This is a genomic window from Virgibacillus salexigens (assembly GCF_014905415.1).
Lineage (GTDB): Bacteria > Bacillota > Bacilli > Bacillales > Amphibacillaceae > Virgibacillus > Virgibacillus salexigens.
In genome coordinates this window covers 752,343-770,804 of the sequence record NZ_BNEO01000002.1, presented here as the reverse complement: position 1 = coordinate 770,804, position 18,462 = coordinate 752,343, and the positions used below count along the sequence as shown (strand labels likewise).

Here is an 18,462-nt window from a genome sequence, read left to right as displayed (position 1 = left end):
TATACAGAGGGGGAAGTCTACGATGGCAGCAGAAATAATTAATGGAAAAGAATTAGCACAGCAACTCAGAACGGAAATGAAAGATGAGGTAGTGTCACTAAAGAACGATGGTATTCATCCACACTTGACCGTGGTTTTAGTCGGTGACAATCCTGCCTCAAAGTCCTATGTGAGAGGGAAGGAGAAAGCTTGCTTAGAAACAGGTATTTCTTCGGATTTAATTGAGTTACCTACGACCATAACGGAGGAGGAATTATTAAACCAAATTGATCAATTAAACGATGATCATTCCGTTCATGGAATACTTGTTCAACTCCCACTTCCAGAACATATTAACGAACAAAAAGTAATTGAAGCAATTCGTCCTGAAAAAGATGTTGATGGATTTCACCCGGTAAGTATTGGGAGAATGATGACTGGAATGGATACGTTTTTACCCTGCACCCCATATGGAATTCTAACGATGCTCCAATCTAAAGATATTGAAATAGAAGGTAAGCATGCTGTTATTGTAGGAAGAAGTAATATCGTTGGTAAGCCAGTTGGACAACTATTATTAAACAATCATGCAACTGTCACCTATTGTCATTCAAGAACACAAAACCTTAAACAGTATACGAATCAAGCGGATATCTTAATTGTAGCTGTCGGAAGAGCTAATGGAATTGATGCAAGCTACATAAAAGAAGGTGCTGCTGTAATTGATGTTGGGATTAATCGATTAAAAGATGGCTCATTAACGGGTGATGTGGACTTTGAAAGTGTTGCACAAAAAGCATCATACCTTACACCGGTGCCCAAAGGAGTAGGGCCCATGACGATAACGATGCTTTTAAAAAATACCATAAAAGCAGCAAAAGGAATCGAGAACAGTGAAGGATAAATATCTTACAGTAACTGCGCTTACGAAGTATATTAAGCGAAAAATAGATACAGATCCACATTTAAGTGAAGTATGGTTACGTGGGGAAATCTCTAATTTTAAGCATCATTCTCGAGGACATATGTATTTAACCCTAAAAGATAACCAAACACGAATACAAGCGGTTATGTTCGCTGGAAATAACAGAAGGCTTAAATTTACACCTGAAAATGGAATGAATGTCCTGATTAAAGGTGAAATTAGCGTATTTGAAGTATATGGGCAGTACCAATTATATATACAACAAATGGAACCTGATGGTATTGGAGCATTATATATAGCTTATGAACAATTAAAAGAGAAATTACAAAAACAAGGATATTTTGATGAACAATATAAGAAAACAATCCCTGTCTTACCCAAACATATAGGTGTGATAACATCACCAACTGGAGCTGCAGTTCGCGATATTATAACAACTATTAAACGCAGATATCCAATTGCCAAGGTTACTGTAATCCCTGTACTTGTACAAGGAACAACTGCACCTGCTTCCATAAAAGAAGCCATAGAGATTGCAAATGCCTCTTCAATATTTGACGTTTTAATATTAGGTAGAGGTGGAGGCTCTATTGAAGAATTGTGGAGTTTTAATGAAGAGATCGTAGCTGAAGCAATATATCACTCGACAATTCCAATTATTTCTGCAGTCGGTCACGAAACAGATGTAACGATTAGTGATTTTGTAGCAGATTTAAGAGCCCCTACTCCAACAGGTGCTGCTGAGTTAGCAGTACCATCGAAGCAGGAGTTAGTAGACAAGCTTATAACAATGAAACGAATGTTGGCTAAAGATCTAGATCAGCAAGTAAAGCAAAAAAGACAACAAGTAGCTAGTGTGAAGCAATCCTACGCTTTTCGTTATCCAGAGCAATTACTTAAACAGAAAGAACAAGAATTAGATACAAAAACAGATCAGCTATCCAAGGCGATTACAACGAAGTTGGCTGAACACCAACAAGTATATCATCATCTGCATATCCGATTATTAACTCAACAACCGGATAAACAAGTTCAACGATCAAGAGATCAGTTGAAACAATTGGTAAAGCAGCAACAATATCTGATGCAACAATCATTCGTTAAAAAAACCGATCAATTAGCGAATAAAATAGAAAAGTTAAGTTTATTAAATCCATTAGAAATAATGAAACGAGGCTTTTCTATTCCGTACTTACAAGAAGGAACCATCGTTAAATCGGTAAGGCAGGTAAAGAAGTCAGATGAACTTATTTTAAAACTAACAGATGGTCAAATTAATTGTCGGGTAGTAGACGTAAAGGAGGAACAGAACGATGGCCGAAAATGATGAACTTTCATTTGAAGAAGCAATGGAAAAATTAGAAGAAATTGTAGGGAAGTTAGAAACAGGCGATGCACCTATAGAAAAAGCGATTGACTATTATCAAGAAGGGATGAAGCTCTCTAAACTTTGTAATGATAAATTAACCAATGTAGAGGAAAAAATGACGAAAATAATGAATGAACAGGGTGACCTTGCCCCGTTTCAAATGCAGGAGGAAGAATAGTGGAATATAGTATCAAGGAGTATTTGGATAACCAAAAGCTTCTTATCGACAACCTGTTACATGATTGCATAGACAGATTAACGATTCCTGAACAATTAAAACAATCCATGATTTATTCCGTTAATGCTGGGGGTAAACGATTACGACCAATCTTATTACTTGCCAGTTTTAATGTGTATGGTAAAGATAACAGTATAGCAATGCCAGCAGCTGCTTCGTTAGAATTCGTTCATACATATTCGCTCATCCATGATGATCTGCCTGCTATGGATGATGATGATTATCGTCGTGGTCAACTAACAAATCATAAAGCATTTGATGAAGCTACTGCAATTTTGGCTGGCGACGCATTACTAACCTATAGTTTTGAAATAATAGCAAATGATCATCAATTAAATCATGAGCAAAAAACAATATTGCTACAGCTTCTTTCACAGACAAGTGGGCCAAAAGGTATGGTGGCCGGTCAAATCTTAGACATGAAAGCAGAAGATCATCCGGTTACACTAGAAGCGTTAGAACAAATTCACGCACTTAAAACTGGCGAACTTTTGCGATTTGCTGTTTATGCAGGCGCATACCTAGGCGGTGCAACTGAAAAAGAATTACAATCATTAACCGAATTTGCATACTATTTAGGATTAATTTTCCAAGTTCAAGATGATATATTAGACATTACTGGAGACGAAAATAAACTCGGCAAACCAGTTGGTAGTGATGAGATCAATCAAAAAAGCACCTTTCCTAAATTGCTTGGTTTGGAAGGAGCGATTGAGAAAAAGCAATGGTATATTGAGAAGGCAAAACGTTCGTTAGCTAACGCGAATGCAGCCGACTCTGTATTGATGGATCTGACCATCTATTTTAGTGAACGAGATCATTAATTTTGAATTAGAAATTATGATTAAGATATGCTATAATAAAGATAACTAAGGAATGGTGCAGTATTCTAGTCAGTTCTCCGTATCCTGAAGGCGGGCCTAAAAATCCGCCAAAGGGCACATCGATGAAGTTCCTTGTGTAGGCTTGAGGCGCCCAGCCTTGGGTCTATGCTGGGAGTTAAGGTTTTTGGGCGATCCACAAAGGCATGTGGGCGTTGACCCGATTACCGCGGAGGCCCATCTCTGTAGTATTTGCTAAGCCTAGTAATTATTATGGAATGGGGTATGAACCTGCAGATATGGTAAGGGACACCTAATATGCAGCGTAGCCTGCCTTGAGTGGTGCTTGAGGGGATTAGAGCTTTAAATGGCAAGTTAGATGGCCAATAATTTGCTTATTTACATTCTATGAAATCAACACTGCAAAAGAGGCTAGGGGACGGTAAAGAACTGTTGAGGAAATCTCCTAGACTGTTCTATATGACGTGTAAAAGGGATTATAGTGCGGACTAAGTGGCAATCCAGTCTAGCTATTGGTGACAAAGCTAAGATGAATTTAAAGGGGAACCGCCTTTCATGGTAACATGGGGTATTCATTTGGGAAAACCTACTGGACCTAAGCCGCAGTTTTTACCTTTTAAATGACCATTCCTATTACATAATGGAATAACACTAATTTATATATAATAGAGGTAAGAAATGAATCCACATGTAAAACGATCGATTAAATTTAGTTTAACTATTGCCGTTATCACTTTTGTGTTAGCGGCTATTTTTTCAATAATCTCTTCTTCGATTTTAAGTGGAGTTATTTGGATTATTGGTCTACTTATTGTTTTTATGATTGTATTTGTAGGGGTTGTATTTGATATGCTTGGTATAGCTTCTACTGCAGCAGATGAAGCACCATTTCATGCAATGGCAGCCGAGAAAATAGCGGGGGCGAAAGAGGCCGTAATAATTATAAGAAATGCCGATCGATTTGCCAGTTTCTGTAACGATGTAATTGGTGATATATCAGGAATTGTAAGTGGTACAGCTTCGGCAATTGTTGTTCTGCAAATGGCTAACTTGTTAGGGCACGGCGAAGGTTCGACCGTTCAAATAACGATTTCAGTTATCTTAACAAGTATTGTTGCAGCATTAACAGTTGGCGGAAAGGCTTTAGGTAAATTCTTTGCTATTAATGCCTCCACTAAAATTATTTTCTTTGCAGGGAAGGTAATCTCAATTATAGAAAGAAAGTTAAAAATAAAAGTACTACCTAAAAATTAGAAATAAGGGAAAAGACGATGAGTAAAAAACGATTAGATGTACTATTAGTAGAAAGAGAACTTGTTGAAACCCGTGAAAAGGCTAAGCGGATAGTCATGGCAGGCCTTGTTTTTTCTGAACATGAGCGCCTGGATAAGCCTGGGATGAAAATAGATGAGCATACCCCTCTAACTGTTAAAGGCAAGTTATATCCCTATGTTGGTAGAGGGGGGTTAAAATTAGAAAAAGCACTTGACGAATTCAATTTAACGATGGCAGATAAAGTTATGGTTGATGTTGGTTCATCTACGGGCGGGTTTACCGATTGTGCTTTACAAAATGGCGCTACATTATGTTATGCAATTGATGTCGGGTATAATCAATTGGATTGGAAATTGCGTAATGACCATCGAGTGGTCGTAATGGAACGAACGAATTTTCGATATGTAACCCCCGATATGCTGCATTTTGATAAACCTAATTTTGCTTCAATTGATGTCTCTTTTATTTCTCTTCGTCTAATATTGCCGGTATTAAAGCAACTACTTCAGGCTGATAGTGACGTTGTTGCACTAATTAAACCGCAATTTGAAGCTGGCAGAGAACAAGTAGGCAAGAAAGGGATTGTTCGGAATAAAGATATTCACGTACAAGTGATTAAACAAATCGTTGCTTTTGCCGAAGCAGAAGAGTACCAATTATTCGATATCACCTATTCTCCTATAACAGGTGGAGAAGGAAATATTGAGTTTCTAGCTCACTTTGGCTGGAAAAAACAATTTGAAGGAAAACGTATCACAGATGTAGAAATAGGCAAAGTAGTAAATAAAGCACATATAGACCTGCTTGATTCTAATAAAAAAGATTAAGAACCGATGTAAACTGAAATGGGGGCGCCCTATGAGTAAAGTTCAACGACATATTAAAATTCGAGCATTAATTACGGAAAATGAAATAGAGACTCAGGATGAGCTTGTCGATCATCTTAAAAACCTTGGGTACAAAATAACCCAAGCGACTGTCTCACGAGACATTAAAGAACTGCACCTAGTTAAAGTTCCAGCAAGCAATGGAAAGTATAAATACAGCTTACCTGCAGACCAACGCTTTAACCCATTGGACAAGCTTAAACGCTTAATTATGGATGCTTTTGTAAAAATCGAACATGCCAGCCATTTTATCGTTTTAAAAACGCTTCCTGGTAACGCTCATGCGGTTGGAGTTTTAATTGATAACTTAGATTGGGAAGAAATTATGGGGACGATTTGTGGTGATGATACCTGTTTAATCATTTGTAGAACAGAGGCTGATTCAGAATCGATTAAAGATCGTTTTATTCAAATGCTGTGATAAATGTGAGGTGAAGAGTCGCGTGTTAACAGAGTTATCCATCCAAGATTTTGCTATCATAGATAAAATCTCAATAACGTTTGATGAGGGTCTTACGGTATTGTCTGGTGAAACGGGAGCTGGAAAATCAATTATTATTGATGCTATACAATTACTTGCTGGTGGTAGAGGTTCTGTGGAATTTGTTAGGTATGGGGCAAAGAAAGCAGATATTCAAGGATTGTTTACAATAGATAATCCCAATCATCCCATATATGAAAAGAGTCAAGCATACGGAATAGAAATCCAAAATGACATTGTACTTCGAAGAACTATTACTGCTAATGGAAAAAGTATTTGTCGTGTCAATAGTAAATTGGTGACATTAGCTATTCTCAAAGAATTCGGAAAAACACTAATCGATATTCATAGCCAACATGAAACGCAATCATTAATGGATACAGATAATCATATCCATTTATTGGATTTATATGATCCAGAGCGTATTGGTCAAGCTAAAAAAGAATACAGCATTCTATATGAGCAGCTTTCAACTTTAAAGAAAAAGTATCGAAAATTGAGTGAAAATGAACAAGAAACAGCACAAAGGCTTGATTTACTTCAATTTCAAATGAATGAACTAGAGAATGCTAAATTAGAGCCTCATGAAGATGAAGTTCTAGCAGAAGAGCGGAATTCCTTAGCGAATTTCGAACGTATTCATGCTGCTCTGCAACATGCTTATAATGCTCTTTACGGAGAACAAAGAGGTCTTGAGTGGGTGAATAATGCACAAATGGCCTTACAAGATAATTCTAATATTGACCCATTTATTGCTGAAAAATCAGAGGAAATTGCTAATTATTATTTCGGTCTCGAAGAATTAACCCATGACATCGGACATCATATTGAAACATTAGCATTCGATTCTGAAAGACTTAATGAGATCGAGTCTCGACTAGATGAAATAAACCGTTTAAAGAAAAAATATGGTGCTACCGTTGATGAGATCTTACAATATATGTCTCAAATTGAAGAAGAAATCGAAGAAATAAATAATAAAGATTCTCATTTATCAAAACTTGAAAATCAAATTAATGATAAGGCAAAAGATGCCTACCTTGAAGCGAAAGAATTACATGATTTACGTCAAAAAGCAGCAGATAGTTTAACCAAAGAAATCCATGAAGAATTAAAAGGCCTCTATCTTGAAAAAGCTACATTCTCTGTCTCTTTTTTGTTACAAGATAAAGATATAGGCGTAAAGCGAGATGACTATCAGGATATACGTCTTCATGAAAACGGTTTTGACCAAATCAATTTTATGATTTCAACGAATCCGGGTGAACCGATTAAGGAGTTGAGTAAAGTAGCATCTGGTGGTGAATTATCCAGAATCATGCTGGCTTTAAAGAAAATTTTTGCAAGGCATCAAGGTGTTACGAGTGTTATCTTTGATGAAGTTGATACTGGAGTCAGTGGAAGAGTTGCACAAGCAATCGCAGAAAAAATACATCATATATCACAACAATCCCAAGTATTGTGCATCACACATCTTCCTCAAGTAGCTGCAATGGCTGATACACATAAATTAATTGAAAAACAAGTGGATAATAACCATACTTCAACAAAAGTGATCGAGTTATCCGTTGATTACCAAGTAAATGAATTAGCAAGAATGATTACTGGAACAAAACTTACAGAGACAGCTATCGAGCATGGACGTGAGATGTTGGAAATGGCTGTTAACTTTAAATCAAAAAATAAGCATAATTATAAAGAAAAAGCCAGAAAATAAAATATCTGGCTTTTTTATTATATACTTCATTCCAACGTTAGTAATATCATACATGTATGCAACTGAACTTTCCCATTTTGCCGACATATACATAGAATACTGTCTTACTTTAAGGAAATGTTAGGTAGACTGCTTATGTTTCACCAGTTTAAAACGAACATGCTTCGGTCAAATTAGAAGTACAGAGAAACAAAAAAGGTGGTTTGGGTAAGGAACGAGGAGAGTGAAATAATTGGACGGAAAAAAATATAAATTACGATTCTGTATAGGACTAATACTCCTTTTAGCAGTGGTTACAATTCCTTTTTTAACCCCTATTCAAAAATATTTATCCATCCCAAATGATATTGTTACGGTTAATAGCCGGGCTCCGATTGACTTACCAACCTTGGGTGAAAATATAACAATTAATAGTTCGAACAAGACAGTACAAGCTGCAAAATCCAACGAATTTTATACGAAAGAATCGGGAAACAGCGAGCTTTTTTATGAATTTGCTGGACTGCCAATTAAGAAAGTAGACGTTAATGTTTTGGACGATATTAAAGTTGTACCTGGCGGTCAATCAATTGGAGTACAATTGCATACCAAAGGGGTCTTAGTTGTTGGCCATCATTTAGTTAATGCAAAAAACGGAAATACATCTCCTGGAGAAGAAGCAGATATTAAAGTAGGAGATGTAATTTTAGAGATAAATGGGAAAGAAATAAAAAAGATGAAAGATGTTAAGCCATTTGTTGAGGAGGCTGGAGAAGATAAAGAAGCTTTAGATATAAAATTAAAACGGGGCAAAGAGACAATTAATACGGAATTAAAACCTGCTTTAGACAATAACGAAGATGATTATAAAATTGGGTTATATATTAGGGATTCTGCCGCAGGTATTGGTACAATGACATTTTATGATCCGGAATCAAAAAAATACGGTGCATTAGGTCATGTGATTTCAGATATGGATACGAAAAAACCGATTGAAATTCATGATGGTTCCATTGTTCGTTCTTCAGTGACTTCCATTGAAAAAGGGAATAATGGAATTCCAGGAGAAAAACAAGCGAAATTTTCATCGGAACATGACAAAATTGGGAATATAACCAAAAATAGTCCGTTTGGTATTTTCGGTAAATTAAATAACGATATGGAAAATGGAAGAATGAAAAAACCAATGCCCATTGCACTTTCCCATGAAGTAGAAGAAGGGCCTGCCAAGATTTTAACCGTATTAGATGACGAAAAAGTTGAAGAATACGACGTAGAAGTGGTAAGTAGCGTACCACAGAAATTTCCTGCTACCAAAGGAATGGTAATTAAAATAACCGATAAAGAACTGCTCAATAAAACCGGCGGCATTGTACAAGGTATGAGTGGAAGCCCAATCATACAAAACGGTAAAATAATTGGTGCAGTGACTCATGTCTTTGTTAATGATCCAACTTCTGGATATGGTGTGCATATTGAATGGATGCTTCAAGATGCAGGAATTGACATTTATAAGGAACAGGAAGAAACAAATAAAGCTGGTTAATATCGAGACTTGTTTTGGAATCCATCCATTACAAGTCTCTCTTTTGTTAAATTTTATTTAAATTATTAGAAAACAATGCTTCTTTATGGTTAAATATGGTATAATTTAGTCAAATATTTTTCGACAAACCTGTCTATAATTATCGAATCATATCGTAATTTAGAGAATCTGAAAGCAAATTAAAGTAAATTTCAAAAAAACCAAAGTTTTTTAAATAAAAGAAGGATATTTGGGAGTTCTGTAGAATATGTAAAATAGTGATAAGTTTTGTATTACATAAAAGGAGGAGCTTTAGTGGAGAATATTTCAGTTTGTTTAGTTGATGACAATAGGGAATTAGTTCAATTAATGGAAGATTATTTCGAAGATCAGGGAGATATTGAAGTTATAGGCAAGGCATATAATGGTCGAGATTGTCTTGCAATGCTAGAAGAGTCTGAACCTGATGTGCTTGTTCTAGATATTATTATGCCGCATATCGATGGGCTTGCTGTTTTAAATGCAATTCGTTCATCAGAAGGTAAATCACCACATGTTATTATGCTTACAGCTTTTGGACAAGAAGAAGTCATGAAGAAGGCTGTCGATCTAGGCGCAGCTTACTTTATTCTCAAACCTTTTGATTTAGACAATTTAGCTGACCAAATTAGACAGGTACAAGGTCAGAGTGCAATTAGTACAGGAGTAACAAAGGTGAATCGGAAAGAAAAGAAAAAGCAGGATTTAGAAGCGAGCATTACTAATATTATTCATGAAATTGGTGTACCTGCTCATATAAAGGGATATATGTATTTAAGGGAAGCAATCACAATGGTTTTTAATGATATTGAATTATTAGGATCGATTACCAAAGTGCTCTATCCTGATATTGCTAAAAAATACAATACAACGGCATCCCGTGTCGAAAGGGCCATTCGACATGCTATTGAAGTAGCTTGGAGTCGTGGAAATATTGACTCTATATCTGCGTTGTTTGGCTATACGATAAGTATTACAAAAGCAAAACCGACCAATTCAGAATTCATTGCAATGGTTGCAGACCATTTACGTTTAGAACATAAAGCAAGTTAATGGGTTTGTAAACCGTTGGTACTACTGGTTTTAAAGCACTTGTCCAATATTTGTAAACCAGTGTATAGATACCCATAAACTTCTTTTTTGGCTATTTTAGGGCTATAAATAAACCGTTTGTTTTCCAAAAGACATCATTTTTTTATTGGTTTGTAAATCAAATCAGTAAGGGTGGTGTCTTTTTTGTTGTTATCTGATATGGAATTGCAAATTGATAATTTTATGCTTTATTGTTCCAGTAAAAATTTATCACAAAAGACATTAAGAAGTTATGAACAAACTTTACGTTTATTTAGTCATTACTTGGAAAATGAATTTCAGATTGATGAAGTAGGTAAAGTTAAATCTGCACATATAAGACATTATATTAAATATTTACGTGAAAGGGGGAAATACACAGTTGTTACAAATGATGGTTCTTTAAATGTAAATCACCCTAGTAATAGGCATGATTATAAGAAGCCTATAAGTGATACAACTATATCTAATTATTTACGGAACATAAAAGTTTTTTTTAACTACTTGCACAATGTAGAACATGAATTAAAAATAAATCCGGTTAAAAATATAGAAAACATTAAGCCGGAAAGGAAACAAAAGCCGTTGTTAAGTAGTGAAGATATGGTAAAAGTGTTAAGAAAATTTGATACAACAACTTTTCATGGTTTTAGAAATTGGGTAGTAACACGTTTGCTGTTGGATACAGGGATGAGAATTTCAGAATGTTTGGGAATTAAACCAGAAATAATTGATTTTAAAAATAAAGCAATCCTTATTGAAAATCCAAAAAATAAACAACAAAGGTACGTGTATTTTTCGTTTAAAATGTCTAATGACTTAAAACGCTGGTTGAAATACCATGACAGGTTTTCAAATAGTGATTTCCTTTTTCCAACAATTCGTGGTACTCAACTTGAAATAAGAAATTTTGAAAAGTCTATTAGAGAAGCAGGAAAAAAAGTTGGTGTTAATATTCATCCACACCAGTTAAGAAATAATTTTGCAAAATACTACTTATTAAATGGTGGCGATTGGGTTTCTTTATCACGTATTCTAGGGCATTCAAGTGCTGAGGTAACACAGAAAGCATACTTGGATTTTACAGATAAAGAAATCAGTGTTAAATATCAAAAACACTCACCATTAACTAATCTGAAGATTTAGGGGGATGAAAACAAAATGAATATTCAATTACCGAACTTAGATACGATGACAACGGTAGAAGCTATCCATTGGTACACAAAACAGGTTTCAGATGTTTTCAGTACAAAAAATAGAGTAGCTGGAACGTATACAGAAGCTGGTAAAAGGGCATTTGCTAGGCTTCAAACAGAAATTGAATACAAAAGCCTTAGCTGAAAGAAACAGCCTTTAAAACGATTTAAATATAAGAAAAAGCCCAACCATTGCAGTGGCTGGACTTCATAAAATATACGGTAAAATCCGTACAATACCTTAATATATCACCTTGATTTTACTGAAAAAATCATAAAATTTCAAGGGTTTATTTAAATAATGCCTATTTTAAGGGATATTGTATGTTTTTTGCTTCATTAAAGGGGAAAACGTAACATGCATACAGCATATAATGAAGATGTGCAGCACTATATAGAAAAGCCTAGCATCAAAATTAAAAATCAAATTATTATGGAAATAAATTTATCATTTGCGGGCAGCTTTAACAGGTTATTTCCAACTGGAACAAAAAAATATAAAGTGTTGGATATTATTATATATTTATTAAGCGTTGGTGGTATTTGCAAAGTCTCCGGTTTAACTTTAGCAAAAAAGGCAAGTGTTTCAATACGAACTGTTTATAGTGCCGTGAAAGCTTTAAAGGAAACTGGACTATTTTTAGTTGCCGGATTAGCAGATGGCAAAAATAAATACGTATTTGTCTATAAAAATCATGCTGATTATCAGGAAATACTAAAAAACGTTTTTTACATAAATGAGATAGAAGAAATTGAAGATATTAATAACGAAAATGCAGGTCACGTTGCAGAACAGGTTGCAGAACAAGGGAATGCAGTAACCGTTGATACACAAGGATTTGAAGGTAAAAAAACGAATCCTATCAGTTATAACTATTTTATTTTTGAACAAGAAAAAAATAATATAGGGGATTCCGTCGAGAATGATTTATTGAACAGTTCACAAATCTTACAAAAAGAAGCTAAACAACTAGATGAATATTTAACTAATCCATATCAAAAACAGCTTTATGAAATGATTAAGGTAGGAAATTACCATGATGATATAAAAGCTTGTGCTTTAGTTCTTGCTTTACGAGTTGGAAGTAACTGCACTGAATTTACATACGGAATCGCGTTAAAAGCAATTGCAAAAGTGGACAAGTTTTTATATTTTGGTGGAATTGCTAAAAGTATATCGGCTTTATTTGAAAAGATTTACAAAGACAGAATAAAATACAGGGGTTATTACATGGGGGAAAGTAAACCGCCAAATAGGGATACTTCTTTTTATTATAATTGGCTTGAAGCCTAGTCAGATGTTGCATGGAACGTGTGGAAGTACTTCATAAAGTTGGTGGGTTGCTGTTGCTTCCACAATTAGAAATGGGAACGCGACAGCAAGTTGCTAAATTTACGGAAGTTGGTATTGATGCCATTGGTTCATTGGTAACAAGATTTAAAAGCGAACTAGAATCTGATGGATATGCACTAATTAAAAAGGATAAGGTGCTTGAATTGCTAAAATTTCAACTTGAACGATTAGAAAATAAGGCTGGAAAAACAATTGCTACACTAAAAGATGGAAGCATTATTGAAATTCCTAACAGGGGTTTAAGGTTATTCCCAAAACGTGCGATTCTGAGAATTTGCTTGTTGTTACGTGATTCTGAAGTAGCTAAAGAAGTAAGAATGGTTATAAAAGATGGTGAACCGTGGTTTGTGTGGCAAAAGATATTGCAGATATTCTAATTTACCGCATGCATAGGCTTTCACTCGTGGTTTGATGCTGATGAAAAGCAAAACCTACAATTAAGTGGTTTTATCAATCGAGGTGTAACTGTTATCAGTGAATCAAGGTTATATACTACTATTTTTAAAAGCCGTAAATCTGAAGCACAGCAATTCAAATGATGGGTAACACATGAAATACCATCTTCAGTCCGTATACACAGGGCTTATTTGACTAAAAATAAACAAAAAAGGAAAACTGTATTATCAGTTCCCCTTTTGTTCAAACTTATAAAATTTTAATATCAATTTTATCATCAACATTTCTATTTGTAGATACCTGGTGAATAATATCATGAATGAAAAAGAAAACTGCTTCTTCAATTTCAATTGTTATTTTATAGTCAATTCCTAATAAACCTAAGTGTGCAATGTATTTTAACTTAACACGGTTGTAAAATTCATATCGGTTTTTTTCACATAATTCCTTTAACCCCACAATTTCATCTATTGTAATTCCAGCAAGTGATTTTTCTACTATATCTGTTATTAACTTGTTATGTTGTTCTGTTTGTAAATCTAATTCCTTTTTTCTTATCATTGTAAATTTCACCTTTACCCTTAACTTGTTTTAGATTTTTTATTTGTTTTACAAACCATAAACAGCTAAAGGGAGAAATTCAGACAGTAAGTTGAAGAAGGATTTATTTTCCTGTTGTCGAATTATAAGGTAAATGATAAAAGCGAATAGAGGTATTATTAATGAGTGAAGTCAAAAATCAGCATTACATATCACAAAGAATATTAGAGAAGTTTGCTAATGAGAAAAATCAAGTAGCAGAAGCTTTAGTAAATAAGAAAAAAGTATATCTAACGAATTATAGGCAATCTATGTCAGAAACATATACATACGAACATCCTGAACTTGAAGTAAATGAATTAGAAACGTTTTTTAGCAAAATAGAAGGATACTTTTCACCAGCTTTAAATTATATATTAGAATTAATCGATGATTTCGAAAATGAACAATCGTCTTTTGAACTTATTAAAAACCAAATCGATAAGTACATGAAGGAATTTATCATTTTTTATTATCGTAGTGGTGCATTGTTACATGAGTTTTCGTTTAATATGTCTGATAAAAAACATAGAATATTCCTTTTGTTAGATAGTATCATGAACTCAAATTATATCGAGAAATTAAGCCAAGCTATTATTAACTATTATGATTTTTTCTTAATAAAAAGTGATGAAAGTGCCTTCCTTTTAAGTGACCAATATATTTCTTCAGCTTCCTTAAATGTTAAGGGAAGGTTTTTAAATATTAGTAATAGGAATCTAGGTTTGAAGGATATTATAATTCTTATTCCATTATCAAGTAAATATTATGTTGCTTATTCTAATGGTAAGACACCTGAATACCTTTACAAAGGAAAAATTAATGTTCTGACTGAGAACCAAGTAAATAAGGTAAATAAGTGTATTATAAACAATAGTTATATTAAGTGTATAGGTGAAAAAATAGCTTTAGTTAATAAATACTTAGAAACTTTTGAGTTTCAATCACCAGTAGGTTCTATAGGGATATATGATAATGGAGACTCAGCTAGTTCGACTATAAAGAAAGAGATATTTTTTTATGATACAGATAAAGAACTGTGGGAATTTTTCGTAAGCCTTAAATATACGAAGTTTATAAAGAACGAAATAGGTAGAAATGATAGATGCTTATGTAATAGTGGGAAAAAATTCAAAAATTGTTGTCAGGACAAATTTAATCAAATAATGGAAGTACTAGATAATATGAGGTATAAACGTTTCAATAAATTTAAAATTAAACCGAGTTTGACAATTGAAAAAGGAATAAATGAATTATATATTGAAAATGTGAAGTAAAGAATAGGGATGCCTGGAAAATATAGCATTATCTTTCTTTCCATTAATCCAGGCGTCTCTTATTATTTATTAGCCAATCTTGTAGCAGTATCATTAAAATGCATCATTAATGCATCGTTAGGTGATTTATTACTTCTATATACTATAAACGGGTTCAAAAGTATATGAGTTAAATTAGCATTAGAAACAGTTGAAAAAACTGGTAATCCCTTTAATTTAACTTTAAACAATTTACGCTTTAAATCATTTGTGCGATTATATCCAAACAATTTAGCGATTTCAGTTATAGTTAATGGTTGGCATTCATTGATGTTGTTTTCAGGATGAAGGCAAAGCATATTACTTTCAGGGTGTACATATGGAAGTAACATGAATAGTGTATATAGATTGTTTGGCGTGTGTACCTTTTTTCCTTTACTATCTTTTTCTTTATATAATTCACGTATTTGTTTATCAAAAGTTTTTATCAGATTCTTCTCTTTTAGTTCTGATGCTGGTGCGGTTCCACGAAAATTATAATCATTTGACCAAGCTACTTTAACATTGGACTTATTAATAATATATTCCTGAGTAATACCGGCTTCCAACATTTTATTATAGAATTTGTAAAACTCTTTTTTGTTGGTCATTTCTAACAGTGATTGTAATTTGTTCTTTAATATCAGATTACCATTATCATGGGTAAGGTAGCTTCCTTTTTCTTGATATGAAACATAAGTACCTAGATAGATTATTCGTGCCTTTTCAGTTTGAGTAAATCTATCATCTTGGTTTAATTGTTTAATGGTACTGGACAATGTAAAAGTAAATCTTCCAACGAGTTCTTCAAACTCACTTTTCTTTCTCCGACCACGTAAATAAGTCTTTCTATTTGCTTCTTTTTCTTTTTCAATAATGGAATAAGATTCAGGGTTTCTAATTAATAATCCATTACTTACTACTTCACCAGTTTCCATATTTGAGTAATTACCAATTTCTTTTGTCATACATTACCAATCCTTTCAAGTTTTAAAAATTGCATAGAATAAACATTTGCAACAATAGGTACATGAAAGGGATACAAAGTAAGACAAATAACGAAATTTTATTTTTCTTTGCATCATGAAAATTATCAAAATGTCATGTATGCGGTGAAATTGTACCCCAAATGCCTGGATTTGCGGTGAGAGTGTACCACGAACAAAGTGACTTGAACTGTTGGCATACATGGGATTGAGGTTGATTTTTAGTGTTCTTCCCTTCTAGTCTTATTGGTATTATCCTAGAAAAAGTCAATAGATTAAGTTGCTACGCAACGGGAAGAAAACCACTTCCCACATTATTAAAACCTAAAAATTAATCTGAAGCTGAAATGGCGAGTATTTATCAGATAGTACTTATTCAGATTGGTTGGTTCTATATTTATCGTATTGGAGAAGTGCCCTTTCTTCGACAATGGGTTTTGATTTTGTACTTGTATGAAACAATATGGTTACACTGGATATAGTTCAAGTGGCTATAGTTAAGTGTAAGTAATTTGAACGGAACGAGTTAAAAGGACTTTAACAGAAGTTGTTCAAAAGATTTGCACAAGGTTAACAAGATTTTGGAGAATTTTTAATAAGTTCAAGTAGTTAGTCTGAATATGGAATCAATCTTGTTGTAGGTTTGTAAAGAAATTTAAAACTACCATGAATATAAAGGGATGGAATGATTACAATGAAAAACACAAAAATTTTAACTGGTGAAATTGAAGTAATACCTTATATGCCAATAGGTAACGTTCAGGGCAGTACATTGGAAGTGCGTACAGACATACTTTTGAAAATGTCTACTGAATATGGAATAGATGTTTGTAATGGAGATTTTGAAGAATTCCTATTTGATGCAGTGCAACATTTTATATTTATGTTAGAACTTTATGAAACTAAAGAAAAAGAACTTCCTGAACCTGATATGCTTGAAAAGTCAGCAGAAATTAAAAAACAGTTATATTTACGCACTAATGGTGGCCATATTGATAAAATAAATGCTTTCATTAATGATGCTTTAGAAGATTATATGAACTATCTAAACTATGTAGAGAGAGAAGAAGCAAAGACAGATAGTCTATAGGAAAAATAATTGCTAAAATGTACAGGTGCATCCAGTGAAATGATTTTTTAATTTAGATGCTGAGTGTACCTTCTATATATTATAATTGTGTCATAAAAAACAGGCAGTGTAGGCATTTAATACATACTGATAAAAGGACTTTAATAACTACAATTGCAGTAATCACAAGGAGTGAACAGGGTAACTATATGGTGCTATAAAAGAAATAGCGGTTACCTCAATTGTGAACATAGTTAAAGTTTGCACTGTTGCGGAACTGGTTAAATTTATACATTAATCGAACCTTGCAGAAAGAAACAGAAATAATGCAAAGAAATTTTACTTGACACTTATTATTGAATATTAATTTACAACAAAAAAGAAACCAGCTTTATTTCCTGATTCTTTAAAGTACAAATGATTCCAGTGTATCGTTTATTTCATCTTCAGTTATTCCTATATATCTTTTAGTAACTTTTATATCTGAATGGTTTAGTATTTGTTGAAGCTTTTCCATATCACGATACTGTTTATAAAAGTGATAGCCGAATGTTTTCCTCATGGTATGCGTTCCTATTCCTTCAGGTATATCCACCATTTCACCAGCTTTATTTAATTGCCTATATGCTTGTGTAGTACTGATAGGCTTATCACCTTTACGACTAGGAAACAACCATTCAGATTGCACAATTTTAACGTATGACTGAATTTCATCATAAATATTAGTGATATAAATTTTTCTTTTCTTCTTTGTTTTGCCTTCCTGAATGGTTACTATCTTTTTCTCCTTTACATCCTTCACCTTCAAGTTCAGCATATCGCCCACACGTAAACCTGAATTGATTCCTAAAAGAAACAGTATGTAATCACGTTCATTACACCATTTTTTCAGCGACCATTTCATATCTTCAATTTGTTCCTTGCTTCTAATAGGTTGAACATCCTTTAATTGATTTATATTTTTATTCATCATTTTTAATACGACACCTTTCCACGCCAGTAAAATAAGGGTTTTGAATGTATGTTTATATTAAGATGTTAATAGAATAAGTGATAAACATGATGAAGTCAATAAACAAGGTGAAATGAATGTAAGTTTTTATCTATTTTCTTACATTAAATTAATTTGCACTAAAGGTGAATTCTATTTCAAAAAGGGGGTAGGGGCTTTAATCGTTCTATTTAAACTCTTAGCAATTGAAAATTAGTATTCAAATAAGTATAACCTGAAAAAGAAGAAGGGGGGTACAACTGGGGACG

19 protein-coding genes are annotated in these 18,462 nt (G+C 33.6%); 16 read left to right on the top strand and 3 right to left on the bottom strand.

Annotated features, from left to right (window positions below):
• Positions 1-22 precede the first annotated feature (22 nt).
• The 14 genes from folD (at position 23) to JKP73_RS11560 (ending at position 13,254) form a co-directional block, all read left to right on the top strand.
• Positions 23-883, top strand: a complete 861-nt coding sequence (gene folD / locus JKP73_RS11625; protein ID WP_038243809.1) for a bifunctional methylenetetrahydrofolate dehydrogenase/methenyltetrahydrofolate cyclohydrolase FolD — start codon at positions 23-25, stop codon at positions 881-883.
• Positions 873-2,231 carry an exodeoxyribonuclease VII large subunit gene (gene xseA / locus JKP73_RS11620; RefSeq protein WP_200411258.1) on the top strand — a complete coding sequence of 453 codons (1,359 nt, stop codon included), beginning with the start codon at positions 873-875 and terminating at the stop codon, positions 2,229-2,231. The genes folD and xseA overlap by 11 nt, the downstream gene beginning before the upstream one ends.
• A complete protein-coding gene (locus JKP73_RS11615) occupies positions 2,218-2,451 on the top strand; it encodes an exodeoxyribonuclease VII small subunit (protein WP_200411257.1) in 234 nt (77 codons plus the stop codon). The genes xseA and JKP73_RS11615 overlap by 14 nt, the downstream gene beginning before the upstream one ends.
• Positions 2,451-3,335, top strand: a complete 885-nt coding sequence (locus JKP73_RS11610; RefSeq protein ID WP_021291163.1) for a polyprenyl synthetase family protein — start codon at positions 2,451-2,453, stop codon at positions 3,333-3,335. The genes JKP73_RS11615 and JKP73_RS11610 overlap by 1 nt, the downstream gene beginning before the upstream one ends.
• Before the next feature lie 696 nt (positions 3,336-4,031).
• Positions 4,032-4,607: a hypothetical protein gene (locus JKP73_RS11605; RefSeq protein ID WP_021291164.1), complete on the top strand. Its 576-nt coding sequence runs from the start codon at positions 4,032-4,034 to the stop codon at positions 4,605-4,607.
• A gap of 17 nt (positions 4,608-4,624) precedes the next feature.
• Positions 4,625-5,455: a TlyA family RNA methyltransferase gene (locus JKP73_RS11600; RefSeq protein ID WP_021291165.1), complete on the top strand. Its 831-nt coding sequence runs from the start codon at positions 4,625-4,627 to the stop codon at positions 5,453-5,455.
• Between the two features lie 31 nt (positions 5,456-5,486).
• A complete protein-coding gene (gene ahrC, locus JKP73_RS11595) occupies positions 5,487-5,936 on the top strand; it encodes a transcriptional regulator AhrC/ArgR (protein WP_021291166.1) in 450 nt (149 codons plus the stop codon).
• Positions 5,937-5,958: 22 nt separating this feature from the next.
• Positions 5,959-7,713: a DNA repair protein RecN gene (recN, locus tag JKP73_RS11590; protein ID WP_021291167.1), complete on the top strand. Its 1,755-nt coding sequence runs from the start codon at positions 5,959-5,961 to the stop codon at positions 7,711-7,713.
• 232 nt (positions 7,714-7,945) lie between these two features.
• Positions 7,946-9,238, top strand: coding sequence for a SpoIVB peptidase (spoIVB, locus tag JKP73_RS11585; RefSeq protein ID WP_021291168.1), 1,293 nt, complete (start codon positions 7,946-7,948; stop codon positions 9,236-9,238).
• 294 nt (positions 9,239-9,532) lie between these two features.
• Entirely contained in the window at positions 9,533-10,309 is a 777-nt protein-coding gene (gene spo0A / locus JKP73_RS11580; RefSeq protein ID WP_021291169.1) for a sporulation transcription factor Spo0A, read from the top strand.
• Positions 10,310-10,507: 198 nt separating this feature from the next.
• The gene (locus JKP73_RS11575) at positions 10,508-11,473 is read left to right on the top strand and encodes a tyrosine-type recombinase/integrase (protein WP_200411453.1); all 966 of its coding nucleotides are present in this window, start codon (positions 10,508-10,510) and stop codon (positions 11,471-11,473) included.
• A 15-nt stretch (positions 11,474-11,488) separates the two neighbouring features.
• Positions 11,489-11,668 carry a hypothetical protein gene (locus tag JKP73_RS11570; protein ID WP_200411256.1) on the top strand — a complete coding sequence of 60 codons (180 nt, stop codon included), beginning with the start codon at positions 11,489-11,491 and terminating at the stop codon, positions 11,666-11,668.
• A gap of 213 nt (positions 11,669-11,881) precedes the next feature.
• Positions 11,882-12,817: a helix-turn-helix domain-containing protein gene (locus JKP73_RS11565; protein WP_200411255.1), complete on the top strand. Its 936-nt coding sequence runs from the start codon at positions 11,882-11,884 to the stop codon at positions 12,815-12,817.
• 11 nt (positions 12,818-12,828) lie between these two features.
• Positions 12,829-13,254 carry a hypothetical protein gene (locus JKP73_RS11560; RefSeq protein WP_200411254.1) on the top strand — a complete coding sequence of 142 codons (426 nt, stop codon included), beginning with the start codon at positions 12,829-12,831 and terminating at the stop codon, positions 13,252-13,254.
• A 268-nt stretch (positions 13,255-13,522) separates the two neighbouring features.
• On the opposite strand, the gene JKP73_RS11555 is transcribed toward JKP73_RS11560, so the two are convergent.
• Entirely contained in the window at positions 13,523-13,834 is a 312-nt protein-coding gene (locus JKP73_RS11555) for a hypothetical protein (protein WP_200411253.1), read from the bottom strand.
• Positions 13,835-13,995: 161 nt separating this feature from the next.
• Between JKP73_RS11555 and JKP73_RS11550 the strand changes: the two genes are divergently transcribed.
• On the top strand, positions 13,996-15,129 hold the full coding sequence (locus JKP73_RS11550; RefSeq protein ID WP_200411252.1) for a DUF4238 domain-containing protein: 1,134 nt from the start codon (positions 13,996-13,998) through the stop codon (positions 15,127-15,129).
• Positions 15,130-15,191: 62 nt separating this feature from the next.
• Here JKP73_RS11550 and JKP73_RS11545 read toward each other — a convergent pair whose 3' ends face one another.
• Positions 15,192-16,115, bottom strand: a complete 924-nt coding sequence (locus tag JKP73_RS11545; protein WP_200411251.1) for a hypothetical protein — start codon at positions 16,113-16,115, stop codon at positions 15,192-15,194.
• Between the two features lie 712 nt (positions 16,116-16,827).
• On the opposite strand from JKP73_RS11545, the gene JKP73_RS11540 reads away from it, so the two are divergent.
• Positions 16,828-17,223, top strand: a complete 396-nt coding sequence (locus JKP73_RS11540) for a hypothetical protein (RefSeq protein ID WP_200411250.1) — start codon at positions 16,828-16,830, stop codon at positions 17,221-17,223.
• A gap of 385 nt (positions 17,224-17,608) precedes the next feature.
• On the opposite strand, the gene JKP73_RS11535 is transcribed toward JKP73_RS11540, so the two are convergent.
• Complete coding sequence (locus tag JKP73_RS11535) at positions 17,609-18,160, bottom strand: tyrosine-type recombinase/integrase (RefSeq protein ID WP_200411452.1); 552 nt, start codon at positions 18,158-18,160, stop codon at positions 17,609-17,611.
• Between the last annotated feature and the right edge of the window lie 302 nt (positions 18,161-18,462).